This window comes from Candidatus Nealsonbacteria bacterium (genome assembly GCA_019923605.1).
In the GTDB taxonomy this organism is placed as follows: Bacteria; Patescibacteriota; Minisyncoccia; order Minisyncoccales; family CSSED10-335; genus JAHXGM01.
Genome location: JAHXGM010000004.1, coordinates 20528 through 38877, shown reverse-complemented (window position 1 = coordinate 38877; position 18350 = coordinate 20528). Strand labels below are relative to the sequence as shown.

The 18350-nt window shown below is 33.3% G+C and carries 16 protein-coding genes; 14 read left to right on the top strand and 2 right to left on the bottom strand.

Annotation, left to right across the window (positions count from 1 at the left end; translation table 11 throughout):
* The first annotated feature begins 72 nt into the window (after positions 1 to 72).
* The 12 genes from KY054_01190 (at position 73) to KY054_01135 (ending at position 13593) form a co-directional block, all read left to right on the top strand.
* Positions 73 to 975, top strand: coding sequence for a branched-chain amino acid transaminase (locus KY054_01190; GenBank protein ID MBZ1356375.1), 903 nt, complete (start codon positions 73 to 75; stop codon positions 973 to 975).
* A 3-nt stretch (positions 976 to 978) separates the two neighbouring features.
* Positions 979 to 2400 (top strand): FAD-binding protein, encoded by a 1422-nt coding sequence (locus KY054_01185; GenBank protein ID MBZ1356374.1) that lies wholly within the window; start codon positions 979 to 981, stop codon positions 2398 to 2400.
* Entirely contained in the window at positions 2393 to 4072 is a 1680-nt protein-coding gene (locus KY054_01180) for a prephenate dehydrogenase/arogenate dehydrogenase family protein (protein ID MBZ1356373.1), read from the top strand. Before KY054_01185 ends, KY054_01180 begins: the two co-directional genes overlap by 8 nt.
* 260 nt (positions 4073 to 4332) lie before the next feature.
* On the top strand, positions 4333 to 5784 hold the full coding sequence (guaB, locus tag KY054_01175; GenBank protein MBZ1356372.1) for an IMP dehydrogenase: 1452 nt from the start codon (positions 4333 to 4335) through the stop codon (positions 5782 to 5784).
* Between the two features lie 256 nt (positions 5785 to 6040).
* Positions 6041 to 7330 (top strand): L,D-transpeptidase family protein, encoded by a 1290-nt coding sequence (locus tag KY054_01170; GenBank protein MBZ1356371.1) that lies wholly within the window; start codon positions 6041 to 6043, stop codon positions 7328 to 7330.
* A 109-nt stretch (positions 7331 to 7439) separates the two neighbouring features.
* Entirely contained in the window at positions 7440 to 7640 is a 201-nt protein-coding gene (locus tag KY054_01165) for a hypothetical protein (GenBank protein ID MBZ1356370.1), read from the top strand.
* A 167-nt stretch (positions 7641 to 7807) separates the two neighbouring features.
* A complete protein-coding gene (locus tag KY054_01160; protein MBZ1356369.1) occupies positions 7808 to 8290 on the top strand; it encodes a peptidylprolyl isomerase in 483 nt (160 codons plus the stop codon).
* Between the two features lie 96 nt (positions 8291 to 8386).
* Positions 8387 to 9475, top strand: a complete 1089-nt coding sequence (ddlA, locus tag KY054_01155; GenBank protein ID MBZ1356368.1) for a D-alanine--D-alanine ligase — start codon at positions 8387 to 8389, stop codon at positions 9473 to 9475.
* Positions 9476 to 9492: 17 nt separating this feature from the next.
* Positions 9493 to 9960 carry a hypothetical protein gene (locus KY054_01150; GenBank protein ID MBZ1356367.1) on the top strand — a complete coding sequence of 156 codons (468 nt, stop codon included), beginning with the start codon at positions 9493 to 9495 and terminating at the stop codon, positions 9958 to 9960.
* Positions 9953 to 10231: a DUF3467 domain-containing protein gene (locus KY054_01145; protein ID MBZ1356366.1), complete on the top strand. Its 279-nt coding sequence runs from the start codon at positions 9953 to 9955 to the stop codon at positions 10229 to 10231. The genes KY054_01150 and KY054_01145 overlap by 8 nt, the downstream gene beginning before the upstream one ends.
* 78 nt (positions 10232 to 10309) lie before the next feature.
* Complete coding sequence (locus KY054_01140; protein ID MBZ1356365.1) at positions 10310 to 12331, top strand: ATP-dependent helicase; 2022 nt, start codon at positions 10310 to 10312, stop codon at positions 12329 to 12331.
* 56 nt (positions 12332 to 12387) lie between these two features.
* The gene (locus tag KY054_01135; protein MBZ1356364.1) at positions 12388 to 13593 is read left to right on the top strand and encodes a U32 family peptidase; all 1206 of its coding nucleotides are present in this window, start codon (positions 12388 to 12390) and stop codon (positions 13591 to 13593) included.
* A gap of 3 nt (positions 13594 to 13596) precedes the next feature.
* Here KY054_01135 and KY054_01130 read toward each other — a convergent pair whose 3' ends face one another.
* Complete coding sequence (locus KY054_01130; protein MBZ1356363.1) at positions 13597 to 14505, bottom strand: IS30 family transposase; 909 nt, start codon at positions 14503 to 14505, stop codon at positions 13597 to 13599.
* A gap of 200 nt (positions 14506 to 14705) precedes the next feature.
* On the opposite strand from KY054_01130, the gene KY054_01125 reads away from it, so the two are divergent.
* Together KY054_01125 and dxs are read left to right on the top strand one after the other, a co-directional pair.
* Positions 14706 to 15458 (top strand): Nif3-like dinuclear metal center hexameric protein, encoded by a 753-nt coding sequence (locus KY054_01125; protein MBZ1356362.1) that lies wholly within the window; start codon positions 14706 to 14708, stop codon positions 15456 to 15458.
* A 20-nt stretch (positions 15459 to 15478) separates the two neighbouring features.
* Positions 15479 to 17317 carry a 1-deoxy-D-xylulose-5-phosphate synthase gene (dxs, locus tag KY054_01120; GenBank protein ID MBZ1356361.1) on the top strand — a complete coding sequence of 613 codons (1839 nt, stop codon included), beginning with the start codon at positions 15479 to 15481 and terminating at the stop codon, positions 17315 to 17317.
* Here the strand turns inward: dxs and KY054_01115 are convergent.
* A complete protein-coding gene (locus KY054_01115; GenBank protein ID MBZ1356360.1) occupies positions 17314 to 18249 on the bottom strand; it encodes a DDE-type integrase/transposase/recombinase in 936 nt (311 codons plus the stop codon). The two genes, dxs and KY054_01115, sit on opposite strands and share 4 nt — an antisense overlap.
* Between the last annotated feature and the right edge of the window lie 101 nt (positions 18250 to 18350).

Genomic DNA, 18350 nt, shown 5'->3' with positions numbered 1-18350 from the left:
TAAAATGATAGAGAAAGTTTTTATACAATTACTTGACCCTTTCACTGTATAAAGTTAAAATTCATACAATATATGAAAGAATTAAATAAAATATGGCTTGATGGTGAATTTGTTAACTGGCAGTCTTCTAAAATTCATATTTTAAATCATAGCTTACACTATGGGTCGGCTGTATTTGAAGGAATTAGAGCCTATAAAACAAAAAAAGGAAGTGCTATTTTTCGACTACCAGAACATATTGATAGACTTTTTTACTCTGCTTCCTGCATGGGGATGAAAATTCCTTTTTCTAAAGAAGAAATAAGGGAGGCAATTTTAAAATTAGTAAAAATCAATAAAGAAGATAAATGCTATATCAGGCCTTTAGTTTTTTTTGGTTATGGAAAAATGGGACTAAATCCTAAAGGTGCTCTTGTAAAGACAGCAATTATTAATTGGCCATGGGGAGCTTATCTTGGAGAGGGAAAACCAATAAGAACCGTGATTTCAAAATATACAAGACCTCATCCTAAATCAACAATTATGAATGCTAAGATTTCCGGAACTTATTCTAATTCAATTTTAGCAAGCTTAGAAGCTCAAAAAGCAAAGGTTGAAGAAGCAATACTTTTAGATTTTCAAGGATTTATCGCTGAAGGTCCCGGAGAAAATATATTCATGGTAAAAAACCGAAAAATTTTCACTCCCCCAAAAGGAACTATTCTTCCTGGAATTACCAGAGACAGCGTTATTAAAATTGCCAAAAATTACAAAATTAGTGTGGAAGAAAAGAAAATTACTACTCAAGAAATAAAAACAGCAGATGAAGTCTTTTTCACTGGCACAGCGGTGGAAATATGTCCTATTGGTAAAATAGACAAAACAATTATTAATAAAGGAGAAATAGGAGAAATAACAAAAAAAATAAAAAACACTTATCAAAAAATTGTTTGTGGAGAAGAAAAAAAATATCTTGAGTGGTTAACTTTTGTTTAGAATATGGAAACTATTAAAACTAATGTCTTAATTATAGGCGGAGGAGCAGCTGGTTTAAATGCTGCCTTAAACCTTAAAACTAAAAAATTTATTCTGCTAGAAAGGCATGGATCAAATTCAGTTATTTCTCCTTGGAACTTAATGGTAAAGCCCGAAAAAGAACTTGAAAAGGAAATTTTAACTGTCGGGAATAACATGAATAGCCTTGATTTACTTAGAGTTTTTTTGAAAAATTCTAGAAATATTATTAAAGATTTGAAAAAAATTGGAATTAAATTTAGAAAATCAAACATTGGTTTAGTCCCTGATTATCGCATCCCTGGACCGGAGATTAAAAAAGCTTTTTTAAGAAAAATAGAGAAGAAAAAGATCTTAAAAGCCAATGTTGAAAAGTTTTTAATTGATGGGAATAAAAAAATTATAGGAGTTGAAGTGTCTTTCCTGAATTCTCAAAAAAAAGTTGAAATTTTCTTTAATTATTTAATTCTGGCTTCCGGTGGACTTGGCGGTTTTTTCAATTTTATAACCGGAAGCAAAGACTCAGATGGGAGCATACTTTCTCTTTGTTATGAAGCGGGGTTAAAGATGAAAAACTTAGAGTTTTTTATGTTTCACCCATTCTTAATTACAGACAAAAGACTTCCCAGGGTTTTAGTTTCTGGAGATCTTTTAACAAAAATGGAATATGAAAATGAAAAAGGGAATGAATTTTTATCTGAAAAAGTTGCTATCGCACTTAGAGAGGATAAATACCGTTATATTTTTGGCCAAATGACCAAGGAATTTTATCAGCAATCACTAAGAGGAAAAATTTATGGTAAACTAATCTGCTCTGATTCTTGGTTTGAGAAATATAAAAAAGAAAATGAATTTGGCTATATCTTTGCAAAATTCAAAAAGAAAGACCTTGAAAAAATTCAATTCCACCCAGCTTTCCATTTTTCAATCGGAGGACTTGCAATAGACAAAAATGCTAAAACAAGTCAGAAAAATATTTATGCAGCAGGAGAAATAGCAGGGGGGCTTCATGGAAGCAATAGAATAGGAGGTTTAGCTATACTTGACGCCTTAGTCTTTGGGAAAATAGCGGCTCTTGATATCAATAAAAAAAGTAAAGAATATTTACCAGTCTCCCTAGAAAAAGAAAAAATAGGAAAATTAGGAATTTCAAATAAAATGAGAAAAATAGTTTGGCAATCTCTTGGACCAGTGAAAAACAAAAAGAATTTAGAAAATTTAATGATTTTATTGAAAAAAAAGAAAAACCCAACTTCCCAAGAAAAATTACTAGAAAAAATTACAAAAATTTGCCTGTTAAGAAAAAAGTCTATCGGAGTTTTCTTAAGAGAAGACTTGCCCCAATCTAAAAAAGCTAACTCTTCTTTTATAATAAATAAAAAGATTGTTTTTGAAAAACATGCCTAAAAAAAACCCTGTTATTGGAATAATCGGAGGAAAGGGAAAAATGGGAAGATGGTTCAGTGATTTTTTTACCAGCAATGGATTTGAAGTTTTAGTTTCTGACATTAAAACTTCAATGTCTAATAAGCAAATAAGCAGAAAAGCTGATATAGTTATCATTTCTGTTCCCATAAAGAAAACTGTTGAAGTTATAGATGAAATAGGAAAGCTTATTAAAAAAGATGCCCTTTTGTGCGATGTTGCTTCTTTGAAATTAAAACCAGTAGAAGCCATGAAAAAAGTCAAAAGCGGAGCACTTGGAATGCATCCCCTTTTTGGTCCATTAACTCCTGGTTTAAAAAATCAAAATATTGTTTTTTGCCCTGTAAAAAATAATAAATGGGTTACTTTCTTGGAAGATCTTTTTAATTCTAAAAATGCTAATATAATAAAAATTTCAGCAGAAGAGCACGACAAACAAATTGCAATTATTCAAGCTCTTCCTCATTTTTTAAATATTTCTCTTGCTAGAACAATATATTCAGAGAAATGGGAATTAAATCCAGCATTCTTTACTCCGGTTTTCCGACTTCAAAGTTTGATATTGGGAAGAATTTTAGGGCAAAAAGCTGAACTTCTTGCAGAGATAGAAATGGAAAACCCATATTTTTTAGAAATTCTATTTAAATTTAAAAAAGAGCTTTTAGAATTAGCTGAAAATGTTGAGAATAAAGATTTTCTATCATTTATTAATAAATTTAACAAAACATCAAAACATTTAGATAATTTTAGAAAAATAGCCGAAACAAAATCTAGTGAAATTTTGCAAATAATTGAATCTCAACCTTTAAAAATAAAAGAGAAAAGAGTTAAGATTAATTTTAAGAGTGCAAAAGTCGGATTCTTGGGTCCTCGGGGAACTTTTTCCAATGAAGTAGTAAATAGAATTTTTTCTGGACAAAGCAAATTTATTCCTCTGCCTACCATAAAAGATGTTTTTGAAAAAGTAAACAAACACGAAGTTCATTTTGGAGTTGTGCCTATTGAAAACAGCAGTACGGGGATTGTTTCCGAAACGATGTATAATTTAATTAATTATCCCTTAAAAGTAAACGGTTCTTTTAATTTACATGTTCATCAATGCCTTTTGAGTAGACACAAAAAGAAAGAAGATATAAAGCTTGTTATCAGTCACGAACAAGCTTTTTCTCAATGTAAGAATTGGTTAGAGAAAAACCTTCCTTATGCTAAAAAGCAGAGCGCTTCTAGTACAATAGCCCCTATTATAGAAAAAAGAGAAGAAAACATAGGCTTTATCGCTCCAAAAATCGCATCAGAAATTTATAATTTAAATGTTTTAAATGAGAACATAGAAGATAATAAAAATAACTTCACAAAATTCTATGTTATTTCTAATAATACCTATAAGCAGTTTAAGAAAAAATTAAATACTCAAAAAACCATCATGCTTTTTACTGTTTATGATAGAGTTGGAATATTAAGAGATATTTTAAATGTTTTTTCAGAGAATAAATTAAACTTGACATCTCTTCATTCCATTCCTTCACAATTAGGAGTTTGGGATTATTTATTTTTTATTGAACTTGAGAGCCCTTATTCATCAATAAAAACTAAGAAAGCGATAAAGGAGCTAGAAAGATATTGTGCATTAATAAGAATAATAGGAGTAAGTTAAATTTTATCTCTTATTTGTAACTGCTAACCACTTTGGTAACGGTTTAGTATAATTTTAGTTGGTTGAAAAACTAACTAATAATTAATACCAAAACCATTACCCTTATAGCCAAATTTTAGATGATTTAATGCGTCATCTTGTTTTTTGGTTTTTAAACAGGTATCCTTTAGATAAACTAAGTTTATAAAAATATGAAACCATCTCGAAAGAATAAAAAATTTCCTAAAGATATTTTCTTTGAAAAAATAGATCGTACTGGAATGGCATTGACCTATGATGATGTTCGTCTTAAAACGGGCTATTCTGAAATTATGCCTGATGAGGTTTCACTTGAGACCTCTTTTTCTAAAAACACACCGCTTAAAATACCTGTGGTCAGTGCGGCTATGGATACAGTTACTGAACAAGAAATGGGAATAGCAATGGCATTGCTTGGAGGGATAGGCGTTATTCATAAGAACATGAGCCCTGTGGAACAAGCAAAAAAAGTCACCAGAGTTAAATATTATCTTAATGGCTTTATTGATAAACCGATATGTGTAAATCAAGACACAAGCATTGGAGAGATACTTAAGATGAAGGAAGAAAAAAAGTTTTCTTTTAATACGTTCCCAGTAATTGATAAAAGCGGTAGAGTTGTTGGAATATTAAGTAAAAACGATTTTGATTTTTGTAGATCTCTTTCAGATACTGCGAAAGAAGTGATGTCAAAAGGTGTAATAGCCGCACCCAAGGGGACAAAGATAAAAGAGGCCTATGAAATCATGATTGCAAAGAAGAAGAAGGTTCTACCAATTATTGATAGAGGAGGAGTGATAATGGGGATGTATGTTTTTAAAGATGTATCAAGGATTATGATGAAAAATCCAGCTGGATACAATACCGATAAATCGGGCCAGCTTTTTGCTGCTGCAGCTATAGGAGTAAATGACTTTGAGAGACTTAATCTTTTGGTTAATAATAAAGTTAATGTTGTTGTTATAGATACTGCTCATGCTGATACTAAATCAGTGGTTACAACATTAAAGAAAATTAAGAAAGACTATGATGTTGATGTGGTTGTTGGAAATGTTTCAGAACCTGAATCAGTTGAAAGGATTGCTAAAGCAGGAGCAGACGGTATTAAGGTGGGCCAAGGACCAGGGTCAATTTGCACTACAAGGATAATAGCTGGAATAGGTTCTCCGCAAGTAAGTGCTATTTATAAATGTTCTAAGGTTGCTGATAAGTATGGGATTCCAGTTTGTGCTGACGGAGGTCTCAGATATTCTGGTGATATATCAATAGCAATAGGAGCAGGAGCTTCATCAGTTATGATGGGAGGGATGATCTCAGGAACTAAAGAAGCTCCAGGTTCAGTTATATTTAGAGATGGGCGACAGTGGAAGGTTTATCGTGGAATGGGATCTATTGGTGCCATGGAAGAACATAGAGGATCAAGAGAAAGATATAGTCAGATCGCAACAGGGAAAAAGGAATTGGTAGCTGAAGGAGTTGAAGGACTTAAACTTTACAAAGGAGAGTTGGCTGACGTTATGTTTCAATATGTTAATGGATTAAGAAGGGGAATGGGATATGTTGGAGCAAAAAATATAGCTGAATTAAGGGAAAAAGCTAATTTTGTCAGGGTTAGTAGTTCTGGTAAGTCAGAATCTCATCCGCATGATATTATGATAACAAGAGAGCCTCCTAATTATTCAGTTAATAGCTAATTACTATTATTTTATTTGGTATTGAATATGAGCCACCCGGCCCATAAATAGTAAAATATACTATCACTTTAATTCTTGTTTAAAATTATTTATTAAATAAAACCGCTTTCAAAAAAATCTTGGCTTTGGGACATTTATCCCCAGCCTTTCTGTCTCTACGCCAAAACAGAAATAAATTCGTTCATTGCAGAAAATTAATCTCGCTTTTTCTTTTCTAACTGCTTGATAAAATATTTTTTTGTGATATAATGTTTCTATGAAAAAAGAATCTATATATAAAGTAATTATCGCATTTCTTTTCTTAGCTCTAGTAATCATTTCTGTTTATACCTTTTCTCTTCAAGAGAAACAGAATCCGGTTTTTTATTACGTCCCACCAGAAAGATCTTTTATTTATAGCTCAGAAGAATTTTCAGAGTTTGGATTTGAAGAATACATTAAAGAAAAGATAACTACAGAAAAAGAAAAGTTAATAAATGACAGAAGAAGCTTTATTTACGTAAATCTTAAAGAAATGAAACTTACCCTATATGAAGAAGGGGTAATAAATGAATCTTTTGAAGTTAAAGCAAAGGGAAAGGTTGGAAGTTTTTGGGAGACACCCCCTGGAGTTTATTTCGTAGGAGAAAAACTAGCTATCCATTTTTCTACAATTGCTGAGGTTTGGATGCCTTATGGTATTCAATTTTATGGGAATTTTTTTATTCATGGATGGCCCTTTGATAGAGCAGGAAGAGCACTTTCATCAGGATCATCCGGTGGTTGTGTGAGATTACAAACTGTAGATGCTAAAGTTGTTTATCAGTTTGCTGAAAGGGGAATGCCAGTTTTAATTTTTGAAGAAAAATTAATTCCTCCACTGCCTGCCTTAGTTGGTGACAAAGAAATAAATCCATTTATAGATATTGAAAGTGAGTCTTTATTGGTGGCTGACCTTGATACTGGGGAAATGATTTTAACTAAAGACATTGAATCAGAGATATATGCTGGACCAATTTCTTTGGGAATGATGGCATTAACTGGTAGTGAAATGGTTTCCTTGGGAAGAAGAATCACTGCTAGAGACTGGATGATTAGCGGAATTGGAGAGAATATAATAGTTCCCGGAAGGTCTTATCAGGGACATCAGCTTATCAGTGCCATGATCTCGCAGTCCTCTCAAGAAGCGGCTTTAGTTTTTAGTCGTTTTTTGACTCCGGATGCTTTTGTTGATGCCATGAATATTAAAGCACAATCAATTGGAATGAGTGGTACTCGTTTTGTAGATGTAACCGGCCGTTCTAAAGAGAATAGAACAACTCTTATAGATTCTGCCAAGATGTTGCGCTATATTCATCAATATCGAGGTTTTATTATTCAAAATGATGCAGTAATTAAAGGCCCAGGAGAAGGGGGAACAGGGTCATATTTTGCAATTTATAAGATGGAAAAATCAGATGGTGTGAATAGAAATATTATCATCTCCTTTGCCAATTCTTCCAATCCTAAAGAGGACTTAGAGAATATTTTATTATGGCTTGATGATAATATAGGATTAAAAAAATAATCTTAGCTTATCGTTAATAATTTATGACTGAAAAAGAATTCCAAAAAACGGCCGTTGAACTTATGAATATAAAAGGTTTGGTTTGATATTTTCATTTTAATAAATAAATATGGAAAAAGAAATTTTAGAAAAAATTGAAGCACAGAGCAAGAGGATTGAAGAAATATATGCCTCTATTGAGAAGATAAAAAAATATCTTCTTTGGACCTTTATTGCCACCGTAGCCATGGTTATATTACCAATTATTGTCTTTATATTAATAATCCCCAGGCTTTTGGGTGTTCTAAGTGATATTAATTTAATAATTTAAAATTAACTATGAAAAAGAATAAAATAATAATATCGGTTATTCTATCAACTTGCATTATTCTACTAATCTTTTTCTATTTAAGTGGTTCGGGTAGAAAAGTATTGATTGAAAATAATCAAGAGCCAAATCAATTAGATTCGGAAGAAACAATAAATAATAATAAATATATGGACTATTTAATTACCATAAAAACTAATATGGGAGACATCCAGTTTAAGACCTATGCTAATGATGCTCCAAATACCGTTGAAAACTTTGTTACACTTGCAAGAAAAGGATTCTACGATGGTGTTATATTCCACCGAGTTATAGATGGGTTTATGATTCAAGGCGGTGATCCTACTGGAACTGGAAGAGGAGGCCCGGGATATAGCTTTAATGATGAAATAGATCCAAGTTCAAAAATATATCAAAATGGATATAGAAAGGGTGTTGTAGCAATGGCGAATGCGGGGCCAAACACTCAGGGAAGTCAATTCTTTATTATGGTAGCTGATTATTCACTTCCACCAGCTTATACTATTTTTGGACAAGTGGTATCCGGACAAGAAGTAGCTGACGCAATATCAAAGGTAGAAAGAGATAGATTTGATAGACCTAATCAAGACATAGTAATTAAAAGCATCTCTATACTAGAGAAAGAGAAATAAGAATTTAGATTTATATTATTTGACTCGCAATATATTATTGCGAGTCCTTTATTTTATGTTAAAATGAATTAAGTTCTAAAATTAATAATAAAGATTATGGGAAGAATAAATGTCGGAATATTATTTGGAGGTAAATCACCTGAACATGAAGTTTCTTTACGTTCGGCAAGAAACATTTTTAAAGCCATAGATCGAGATAAATATAATCCGGTCCTGATTCCTATTGATAAATCAGGCAGATGGTTCATTGACCCTAATTTAGTTTCCTTCTTTGAGGGAGAAGAAGAATTGAAGAGCTTGGATCAGACTGGTGAATCAGTAATACTTGCCCCTCAAAGTGATGGGATACTTAGAAATATTAGGGGAGAGGATGAAGTCAAATTAGATGTTATTTTTCCAGTTTTACACGGTCCCTTTGGAGAAGATGGAACGGTTCAAGGACTTTTAAAATTAGCCAATCTTCCTTTTGTTGGACCGAGTGTGTTAGGCTCTGCGGTTGGAATGGATAAAGATATTATGAAGCGTTTATTGCGCGATGCCGGACTTCCTATCGGTAAATTTATTGTTTTTAAATCCGAGGAAAACATTTTAGAATACGAAGAAGTTGAAAATAAATTGGGATCCCCATTTTTCGTTAAACCAGCAAATATGGGGTCATCAGTTGGAGTGAGTAAGGTTAGTAATAAGGAGGAATATTTAAAGGCTATTCAATATGCCTTTGATTATGATCTTAAGATAATAATTGAGGAATTTATTGAAGGAAGAGAAATTGAGTGTTCAGTTTTAGGAAATGAAGATCCAATTGCATCCATTCCTGGAGAAGTAATACCAACTCATGATTTTTATTCATACGAAGCCAAGTATACAGATGATAGCGGAGCAGTTTTAGAGATACCAGCTAAGTTGTCAGATGAGGAAACAAAAGAAATCCAAGAGGTCAGCATTAAAACATTTAAGGTATTATCATGTGAGGGGTTGGGAAGAGTAGATTCTTTTTTAAAAAAAGACGGATCAATATTTATTAATGAGATTAATACTATTCCTGGATTTACAAGTATAAGTATGTATCCGAAATTATTTGAAGAAAGCGGAATTAAATACAAGGATTTAATAGATAAGCTAATTCAATTAGCTATTGAAAGGTTTAAGAAAGAGAATAAATTAAAAACTAGTTATAGTGATTAAAAACTTATTATAAAAAAATGACAAAAATTACTAAAGAAAATGTAGTCTGTCATGTTTGTAGGAAGGAGTATGAGGCTTTAATGATTTATAGTTGGAATAGCACTCTTTCGGGCATGGAAATTCCAGAGAAACCATCTTGTCCACATTGTGGAGCAATGTATAAAAGAAAAATAACTCCGAGTATAGGAACTGCAAAAGATATTTTAATGAAAATGTTAACCAATGCAGACGAGGCATCTGAAGATCTTGTTAAATATTCAACAGAAATTTCAGATTTAAAAAGATGGGAAGAGGTAATGAAAAATATGGATTATAAAGCATGGGAGAATAATAACAATAAAAAAAAGGAAATGGTCAATATCAAGGAAATTGTGCTAAGGAAGGAGTTAAAGGATTTAAAAGATAAAGAGGAAATTGATGCAATGATTGATAGATTAATTGATATTACAAAAGAAAAAATTAATAAAAAAAATAAATATGAATAATGATCAAAAGATTCAAATCAGGGTTCCAGACGAAGTAGCTAAAGCGCTATATTCAAATGTAATAGAAATTAGACATTCAAAGGAAGAGTTTTGCTTGGATTTCTTAAGTGTATTTCCTCCTACCGGAGTCATGGTTTCAAGAGTAGTGGTTAGTCCGGGTCATCTAAAGAGAATGATAAAAGCCCTTGAAATTAATCTTCAAAAATATGAGAGTCAGTTTGGTTCAATAGAAGAAGCGGGTAATTTAGATGGTCCTAAAATAGGATTTTAGTATTTTTTATGTTAAAAAAGTAGGGGCTATTTGCTCCTTTTTTTCTTTCTTGTTATGCTAAACTAGCCCTAGTTTAATATGTTTGACTTTAAATTAGACCTTAATCCCTCTCAATATACAGCAGTAACTTCAAAGGATGGACCTATGCTTGTTTTGGCTGGAGCAGGCTCAGGAAAAACACGAGTAATTGAATACCGTGCTCTTTTTTTGATTCAAGAAGGAGTAAAGCCGGAATCAATTCTTTTACTTACCTTTACCAGGAAAGCAGCAAGAGAAATGCTTTCTCGATCATCAAGCCGTGATGAAAGATGCCAGAGAATAAATGGAGGAACCTTTCATTCATTTGCTTATAAAACACTAAAAAGGAATTCTAAATTCTTTGGTTTCCCCAAATCTTTTTCAGTCCTAGATGAAAGCGATGCAGAAGAAGCAGTGCGTAGATGCGCTGATTCATTGGGATTAATTGAGAAAGGGAAAAGATTTCCCAAGAAAGAGACTTTAAAATCAATTATTAGCTCATCGATAAATAAGGGGGTATCAATTGCCGAAGTTTTAAAGAAACAATACCCTTATTTCATCCAATATAATGAAGATGTAGAAGAAATTAGAAAAAAGTATGCCGAATATAAGATAGATAAGAATTACTTAGATTACGATGACCTGCTTACATACCTTAGGATATTGTTGGAAGATGAAGATATGAGAAAAAAAATCTCTCGAGAATATGAATATATCATGGTAGATGAGTATCAAGATACTAATCCATTACAAGGAGACATCACTTATTTATTGGCTAAAGATCATAGAAATGTGGTGGTGGTAGGAGACGATGCTCAAAGTATCTATAGCTTTCGGGGTGCTTCTCATGACAATATAATGATTTTTCCGGAAAGATTTAAAGAATGTAAGAAGGTAGCATTAGAAGAGAATTATCGTAGCACTCAATCAATCCTAGATGTAGCTAATGCGGTTCTTGAAAATATGGAAAACAAATATTCAAAAGTTTTAATTTCAGCCAATAAAGAAATTGGTCGAAGTCCAAAGCTTCAATATTTTAAAAATCAATACGAAGAAGCAGATTGGATAGCAAGAAAGATAAGGGATTTAAGAGATGGGGGAGTTAATTTGGGAAACCAAGGAGTTCTTTTCCGATCAGCCTTCATTTCAATATCATTACAAATTCAGTTAGATAAAATGAGGATTCCCTATCAAGTGGTCGGTGGGCGCAAGTTTTATGAAATGGCCCACGTGAAAGATTTCCTTTCCCACTTAAAAGTTCTCTCAAATCGTAGAGATGAATTAGCTTGGAGTAGAATATTGATGATGCTTCCTGGAGTTGGTCCCAAAACCGCAGAAAATATTTTAGTAAATGTTTTTCAAATATCTTCTTTTGATGAAATCATTGATCATTTATCATCGCAATATAGGGGCAATAAATATGAAAAACAATTAGAGCGATTATCTTTTATATTAAAGAAAGCGTCAAAAGATGAATTAAAAGTATTTGAACAGTTGGAGACCATAATGGAATATTATTTAGTGTTATTGAAGGATAATTATGATGATTGGAATATTCGCTTGAATGATCTTGAGGTGATTAAAGAAATTAGCAATAGATATTCTTCATTAGATACTTTTCTCGCTGATTTTGCCATTGATCGCCCAGAAAAGGGAATTTTTGATACCGCATCATCTTTTGAGGATCAAGAGCCGGTTACCTTAACTACCATTCATTCTGCTAAGGGTCTTGAATGGGATGCAGTGTTTATAATGAACGTAGCGGAAGGAGTTCTGCCCATTAGCTTCGCTCTTAATTCTCCTGAAGAAGTAGCAGAAGAGCAAAGACTATTTTACGTAGCTTTAACGAGGGCAAGGAAAGAATTATACCTATCTTTTCCGTTTGAGGCCAAGAGAGGAGGTAATGAGAGTTACTATAACGAGCTTTCTAGGTTCATTAAGCCCCTTAATGTTTCTTCAAAAATAGATAGTAATAATTATAAACAAGAAAATGAATCTGTTATAACAGTCGATGATGGTATTGAGCCAAATTATAATAAAAAGTCTATCTTGGATCGTATTCTTGATTCTTATCAAAAATAGGGCTTAGGTGCTAGGGGATTTACTCATACCAATTAACTATAATCCAGTAAATAAATATGAATAAAAATAAAAAAATTGAATTAATGGCTCCGGTTGGAAATATTCCTATGCTGGTAGCAGCTTGTAAAGCGGGAGCTGATGCCGTTTATTTCGGTGTCAATGATTTCACAATGAGAGCTGGTAAAAGGAACTTCAAAATATCTGATTTACCTAAAATTAAAAAGATTTGCGATTCTTATCCCAGAAAGCCAAAAATGTATTTAGTTATGAATACAATAATCTATGATCAAGAATTGAAGAAATTAGAATCAACCATTAAAAAAGTGAAGGGTAAAGTTGATGCAATAATTTGCTGGGATCTTGCAGTTATTGAATTTTGTAAAAAGCATAAAGTTCCATTTTTTATATCAACTCAAGCATCAATTGCAAATACATTATCGGCTAAATTTTATAAAAAACTGGGAGCAAAAAGGGTGGTTCTTGCTAGAGAATTGAATTTAAAGCAAGTAAAAGAGATTATGAAAATAAAAGGACTTGAAGTTGAAGTCTTTATTCATGGTGCGATGTGTGTTTCAGTTTCAGGAAGATGTTTCACCAGTCAGTTTTTGTACAATAAATCTGCCAATAGAGGAGAATGCTTTCAGCCTTGTAGAAGAAGTTATTTTATAAAAGAAGAAGGGCTTGGTCATGAGTTAACATTAGAAGGTAGTAAGGTGATGTCGGCCAAAGATCTTTGTGTTTTACCCTTTGTAGAAGAATTGAAGAAAATAGGAGTTCATTCATTTAAGATTGAAGGAAGGAATAGGGATTCAAGATATGTTGATGCGGTTGTTAGAGTTTACAGAGAGGCAATTGACACTAAACTTACAAAAGAAAGAACCATAGAATTAATGAAGGAGCTAGAAGGTGTTTATAATAGGGGCTTTTCTTCCGGTTTCTTTTTAGGGAAACCACTTCCATCTGATTTCTCTCAAGTCGATAGTTCAGCTTCAGAAATTGAAAAAGTTTTTGTTGGAAAAGTTATTAAATTTTATCCTAAAGTAGGAGCTATAACTATTAAATTAGTTTCTGAATTACAAGAAGGGGATCGAATCATTATAATTGGAGATGATATAGGAATTAAGGAGGTGGTTGCTTCTGAAATGGAGATTAATAACAAGAAAGTAGTAAAAGGGATAAAGAGTCAGGAAATTGGAGTTAAGATGCCTTTTAAAGTAGCTAGAGGTGCGGAGGTATATAAGCTAAAAAAGAGGAGTTCTTGAATTCTAGCTTGAAGTGCAACACTTACCATATACTGTGCAAGGAGTACGCCAGGAAAGAGATTTGCGCGGAGTGTGATTCATCACCCAAACCACCCCGTCCACATCTCTTTGATTTATCTTACTAAAATTAAACTTCTTTGGAAATACTCGTCTTAATCGTCCATTGGTATTCTCATTCTTGCCTCGTTCCCAGGGATGATAAGGATATGCAAAGTAAATATCTGCTCCGGTGTCCCTTTCTATCATCTTCCAGAGAGCAAATTCTGGACCTCTATCATAGACGATAATCTCGGGGAGGGGCTTTTTTTTGAGAATGGCATGGACTGCATCTGCTGTTCCATCAGGTAACAGATCGACTCTGGTAAAGAGGGATTTCTGCTCTACGTGGGTCAGCAACCTTTCTTTGGTAATACCCTTTACAGTGTCTCCTTCCCAACATTCTCCTGTTTCTGGCTTCTCATCGATAGAGCGTACATTCTGTGTCCATCCCTGTTTTTTACTTCTTTTTGAACCATAACGCCTTCTTTTTTTACCTCTTTGAGGAAGCTGTTGTTTTAAATCGGGACGAGACCTGTAAATCCAAGAGTAGATAGTCTCATGGGATATGCCAAGCTCGTATGCTACGACTTCGGGAGAAGTTAAGGGGTCGATCCTTTCTTCTATCTTAAAAGAAAGATCTTTATTATTCTCTATTTTCCTGCATTTAACCTTGGAATGTTTTCGTCTTTCTCTGGCTCGTTTGTCTGCCCTGCGAGCATCATATGCACCATCTTTATCTTTGTTCCGTTGAATTTCTCTAAAGATGGCTCCTTTGTTTTTACCTATCCTTTCCCCTATGGAAGAGTACGATTCTCCCATTCTCAAGCAGCTGGAGATGACAGATCGGTCATCTCTGTTAAAATGCGTATACATATTCGTGTTGGTTACTGGTTTATAATTATCTCCAGCGTACCGCACGGGTATGTTTTATTCAAAATCTATCGTTGCACTTCAGTGTTGAATTCAAGATTTATCATTAGGTAATAAATTATTATTAAAGCCTGTTTAAAATAACAGGCCTTTTTTTGTCCAAAAAGCTTTTATCTCTTTTGAAGCTATGGTAAAATGCTGGTATGGCAAAATTAAAAGAGTTAGTTTTATTTCTAGATAAATATCTTGATAACTCTAAATTTGAAGATGATTCTTGGAATGGTCTTCAAATAGAAGGATTAGATAATGTAAAGAAGATTGCTTTTTGTGTAACGGCAGGGCTGGATGTTTTTAAGGAAGCTAAAAAACAAGGAGCAGACATGATTGTTGCTCATCATGGTATTTTTTGGAAAAAAGCAGATCCATCAATGAAGGGATGGATGAAAGATAGAGTTTCTTTTTTACTTGATAATGATATTTCATTTTATACTTCTCATTTACCGCTTGATGCTCATCCTAAGTCTGGTAATAATGCTCAATTAATGAAGATACTGGGGGTAGAAATAAAAGATTCTATGGGATCTTATGGAGGACAAAGTATTGGATGGATTGGAGAAAGATCTCCTATTTCCGTTGAAGAAATAGTTAAAAAACTAGAAAAGACAATAGATTCAAAACCAATTATATTAAAAAGAGGGAAGAATAAAATAAAGAGAATCGCAATTGTTAGTGGGGGGGCTCCGTTTCTTGTTTTTGAAGCAATTAAGAAAGAGGCAGATCTTTTTATAACCGGAGATGCAGCTGATATTCTTGAAGTAGTAAAAGATGCTAAAATTAATGTTATATTCGCGGGGCATTATGCTACCGAGACAACTGGAGTAAAAGCTCTTGCAGATGTGGTTAAGAAAAAATTTAAAGTTAAAACTTTTTTTATTGATGCTCCAACTGGGCTATAATTTAGTTTTTGCGGTATATTATGATTGAAAGAATAAAATCTCCAAATGATTTGAAATTGTTAAATAATAAAGAGTTGGGAGATCTATCTGAAGAATTAAGAGATGTAATTATTAAAAGAGTTTCTGAAAATGGGGGACACCTTGCTTCTAATTTGGGGGTGGTTGAATTAGCTGTTGCCTTACATTATGTTTTTGATTCACCAAAAGATAAGATAATTTGGGATGTAGGTCATCAATCATATCCTCATAAACTTTTAACAGGAAGATACGATAAATTTCATACTTTAAGAAGAAATAAGGGTATATCCGGTTTTCCAAAGATATCAGAGAGTGAACATGACTCCTTTGGAACTGGTCATAGCTCAACATCGATATCAGCTGCTCTTGGAAGTTTAGTAGGACGAGATCTTAAAGGAGACGGGGGAAAGGTTATTGCTGTTATAGGTGATGGGGCATTAACTTCAGGGCTTGCATTCGAAGGATTAAATCAAGCGGGTCATCTCGGTAAGGATTTAATTGTTATTTTGAATAACAATGAAATGTCCATCTCTAAAAATGTTGGAGCACTTTCCTCTTATTTAAGTAAAGTTATCACAGGAACTTTTTATAAAAACATTTCACAAGAATTATTAAAAATACGAGAGGATATAGAAATAATTACCAAAAAAAGGGATTCGCCTAAGAATATTTTTATGCCAGGCGGATTGTTTGAAGACCTTGGTTTTGAGTACATTCAACCAATTGATGGTCACAATATTACCCTATTAATAGAAACTTTAAAGAAAGCCAGAGATGGTAATAAGCTGACTTTGGTACATATTGTAACTAAGAAAGGAAAGGGATATAAATTCTCTGAAAATGATCCCTGCACCTATCATGCTATGGGGCCATTTGTTGTTAAGACAGGTATTCAATGTTCTTCTACAAAAAAGGGTTGTGTATCTTTTAGTGATACTTTTGGTGATTCAATGATTGAGTTAGCAGAAAAGGATGAAAATATAGTAGCAATAACAGCAGCCATGAAAGAGGGAACGGGTCTTGTTGAGTTTGCTGAAAAGTTTCCCGATAGATTTTATGATGTTGGTATTGCTGAATCTCATGCAGTTACTTTTGCGGCTGGACTAGCAACTAGAGGTATAAAACCGGTTGTTGCACTTTACTCCACATTCCTTCAGCGATCATATGATCAAATTATTCATGATGTTTGTCTTCAAAATCTTCCAGTTATCTTTGCGATAGATAGAGCTGGTTTAGTTGGAGAAGATGGTCCGACTCATCACGGTGTTTTTGACATTTCTTTTCTTTCCAATATTCCTAACTTAATATTCATGTCTCCAAAAGATACCGAAGAGTTAAAGGAAATGATGAGACTTGCTGTAAAATGTGATTCTCCAGTTGCGATAAGATACCCAAGAGAGAAAATGGAGAGCATGTGCTACCAAAGAGATGAGATAAAGGTTGGGAAATGGGAATCTTTTGGAGAAGGAAAAGATGTTGCCATTCTTGCAGTTGGCAATACAGTTTACCCCTCGCTTAAAGCAGCTGAAATACTTCAAAAAAAGGGAATTGATTCAATGGTGATTAATGCAAGATTTATTAAGCCGCTTGATTTTGAAATAATAGAAAAGGTTGGAAATAGTATTGGCAAGATAGTCACTGTGGAAGAAGGAGTATTAAGAGGAGGCTTTGGTTCCTCTGTATTAACTCATTTATCCAATAGTAAAATACAGGTTGATTTAAAGATGATTGGAATACCTGATGAATTTGTGGAGCATGGTCCCCAGTTTTTACTAAAAGATAATTATGGTATCAGTGCAGATGGTATAGTTAAGACTGTTGAAGATCTTTTAGTGTTTTAACTAACCACTTTTAACACTTTTAATTGAAGCTTTTCATTGGGTGTTTTTCCATTAAGTCCGCAATGTTTTGTATCGTTGTACTCCATATTCCACAGCCTTAACTTATATCTTAGATCCTCAAAAGACTTAAATTCAGTTTCATCATAGAATTTTTCTTGGTCTGTCTTATGAGAACGTTCTACGAAACTATTTTGTTGAGGTTTGCCTGGGTCAATCAAATAATGAGGTATGTCCAATTCCTGGCATAGTATATCAAAAGGATGCAGTCTCGGATTCAGGGGGTCTGTGCTTTTATTGTAGCCTGTATACCGATTGGTAAAACAAGATCCATTATCTGTTTTAATTGCTTTAATTTCAAAGTCAGTAATAGAAATTAGTTCTTTCAAAAACTTTATTGCACTGAGATTGGATACGTCCTCATATGCTTGTAGATACCTCCACCTCGAGCCGCAATCTATAGCTGTAAACTGATAATATCTCTGTTTCTTTATCTTATCTGGGACATATTTGACATCAATCTCTACCAGCTCGCCCCTCTTTAAAGGTATTCTAACATACTTGTATCTAATCTTCCTTATTCGGTATCTTCTGGTTAATCCTTCTTTCTTAATTATCTTCTGTACTGTTTGATAATGGATGTTTATGCCTTCTTCCTCCAAGTCCCACATTATTTTTAAGGCACACTGTTTCTTCTCTTTTCTTGATTCAATTATTCTTTCCTTAATCCTGATGGGCGTTTCTTTAGGATTTGTTTTAGGCCTGGTGGACTTTGGTTCCAATCCTTGCTCTCCGTATATCTTGTAATCATGCAGCCACCTTTCCAATGTTCTTTTACCGTAGAGACATATTTTGGCGACGTTCGTAATACTTACTTCTTTGTTATAGATGGGAAGTATCCATCTTAATCTTTCCTCTTTTATTGTTTTTGGCATATTTGTACACATATACCGAGATTATACTTTTCTCGGCAGAATCCGCCATATGTGTGTATACATTACCTTTTTGCCTTGACAAAAATGTTAACATATTTTAT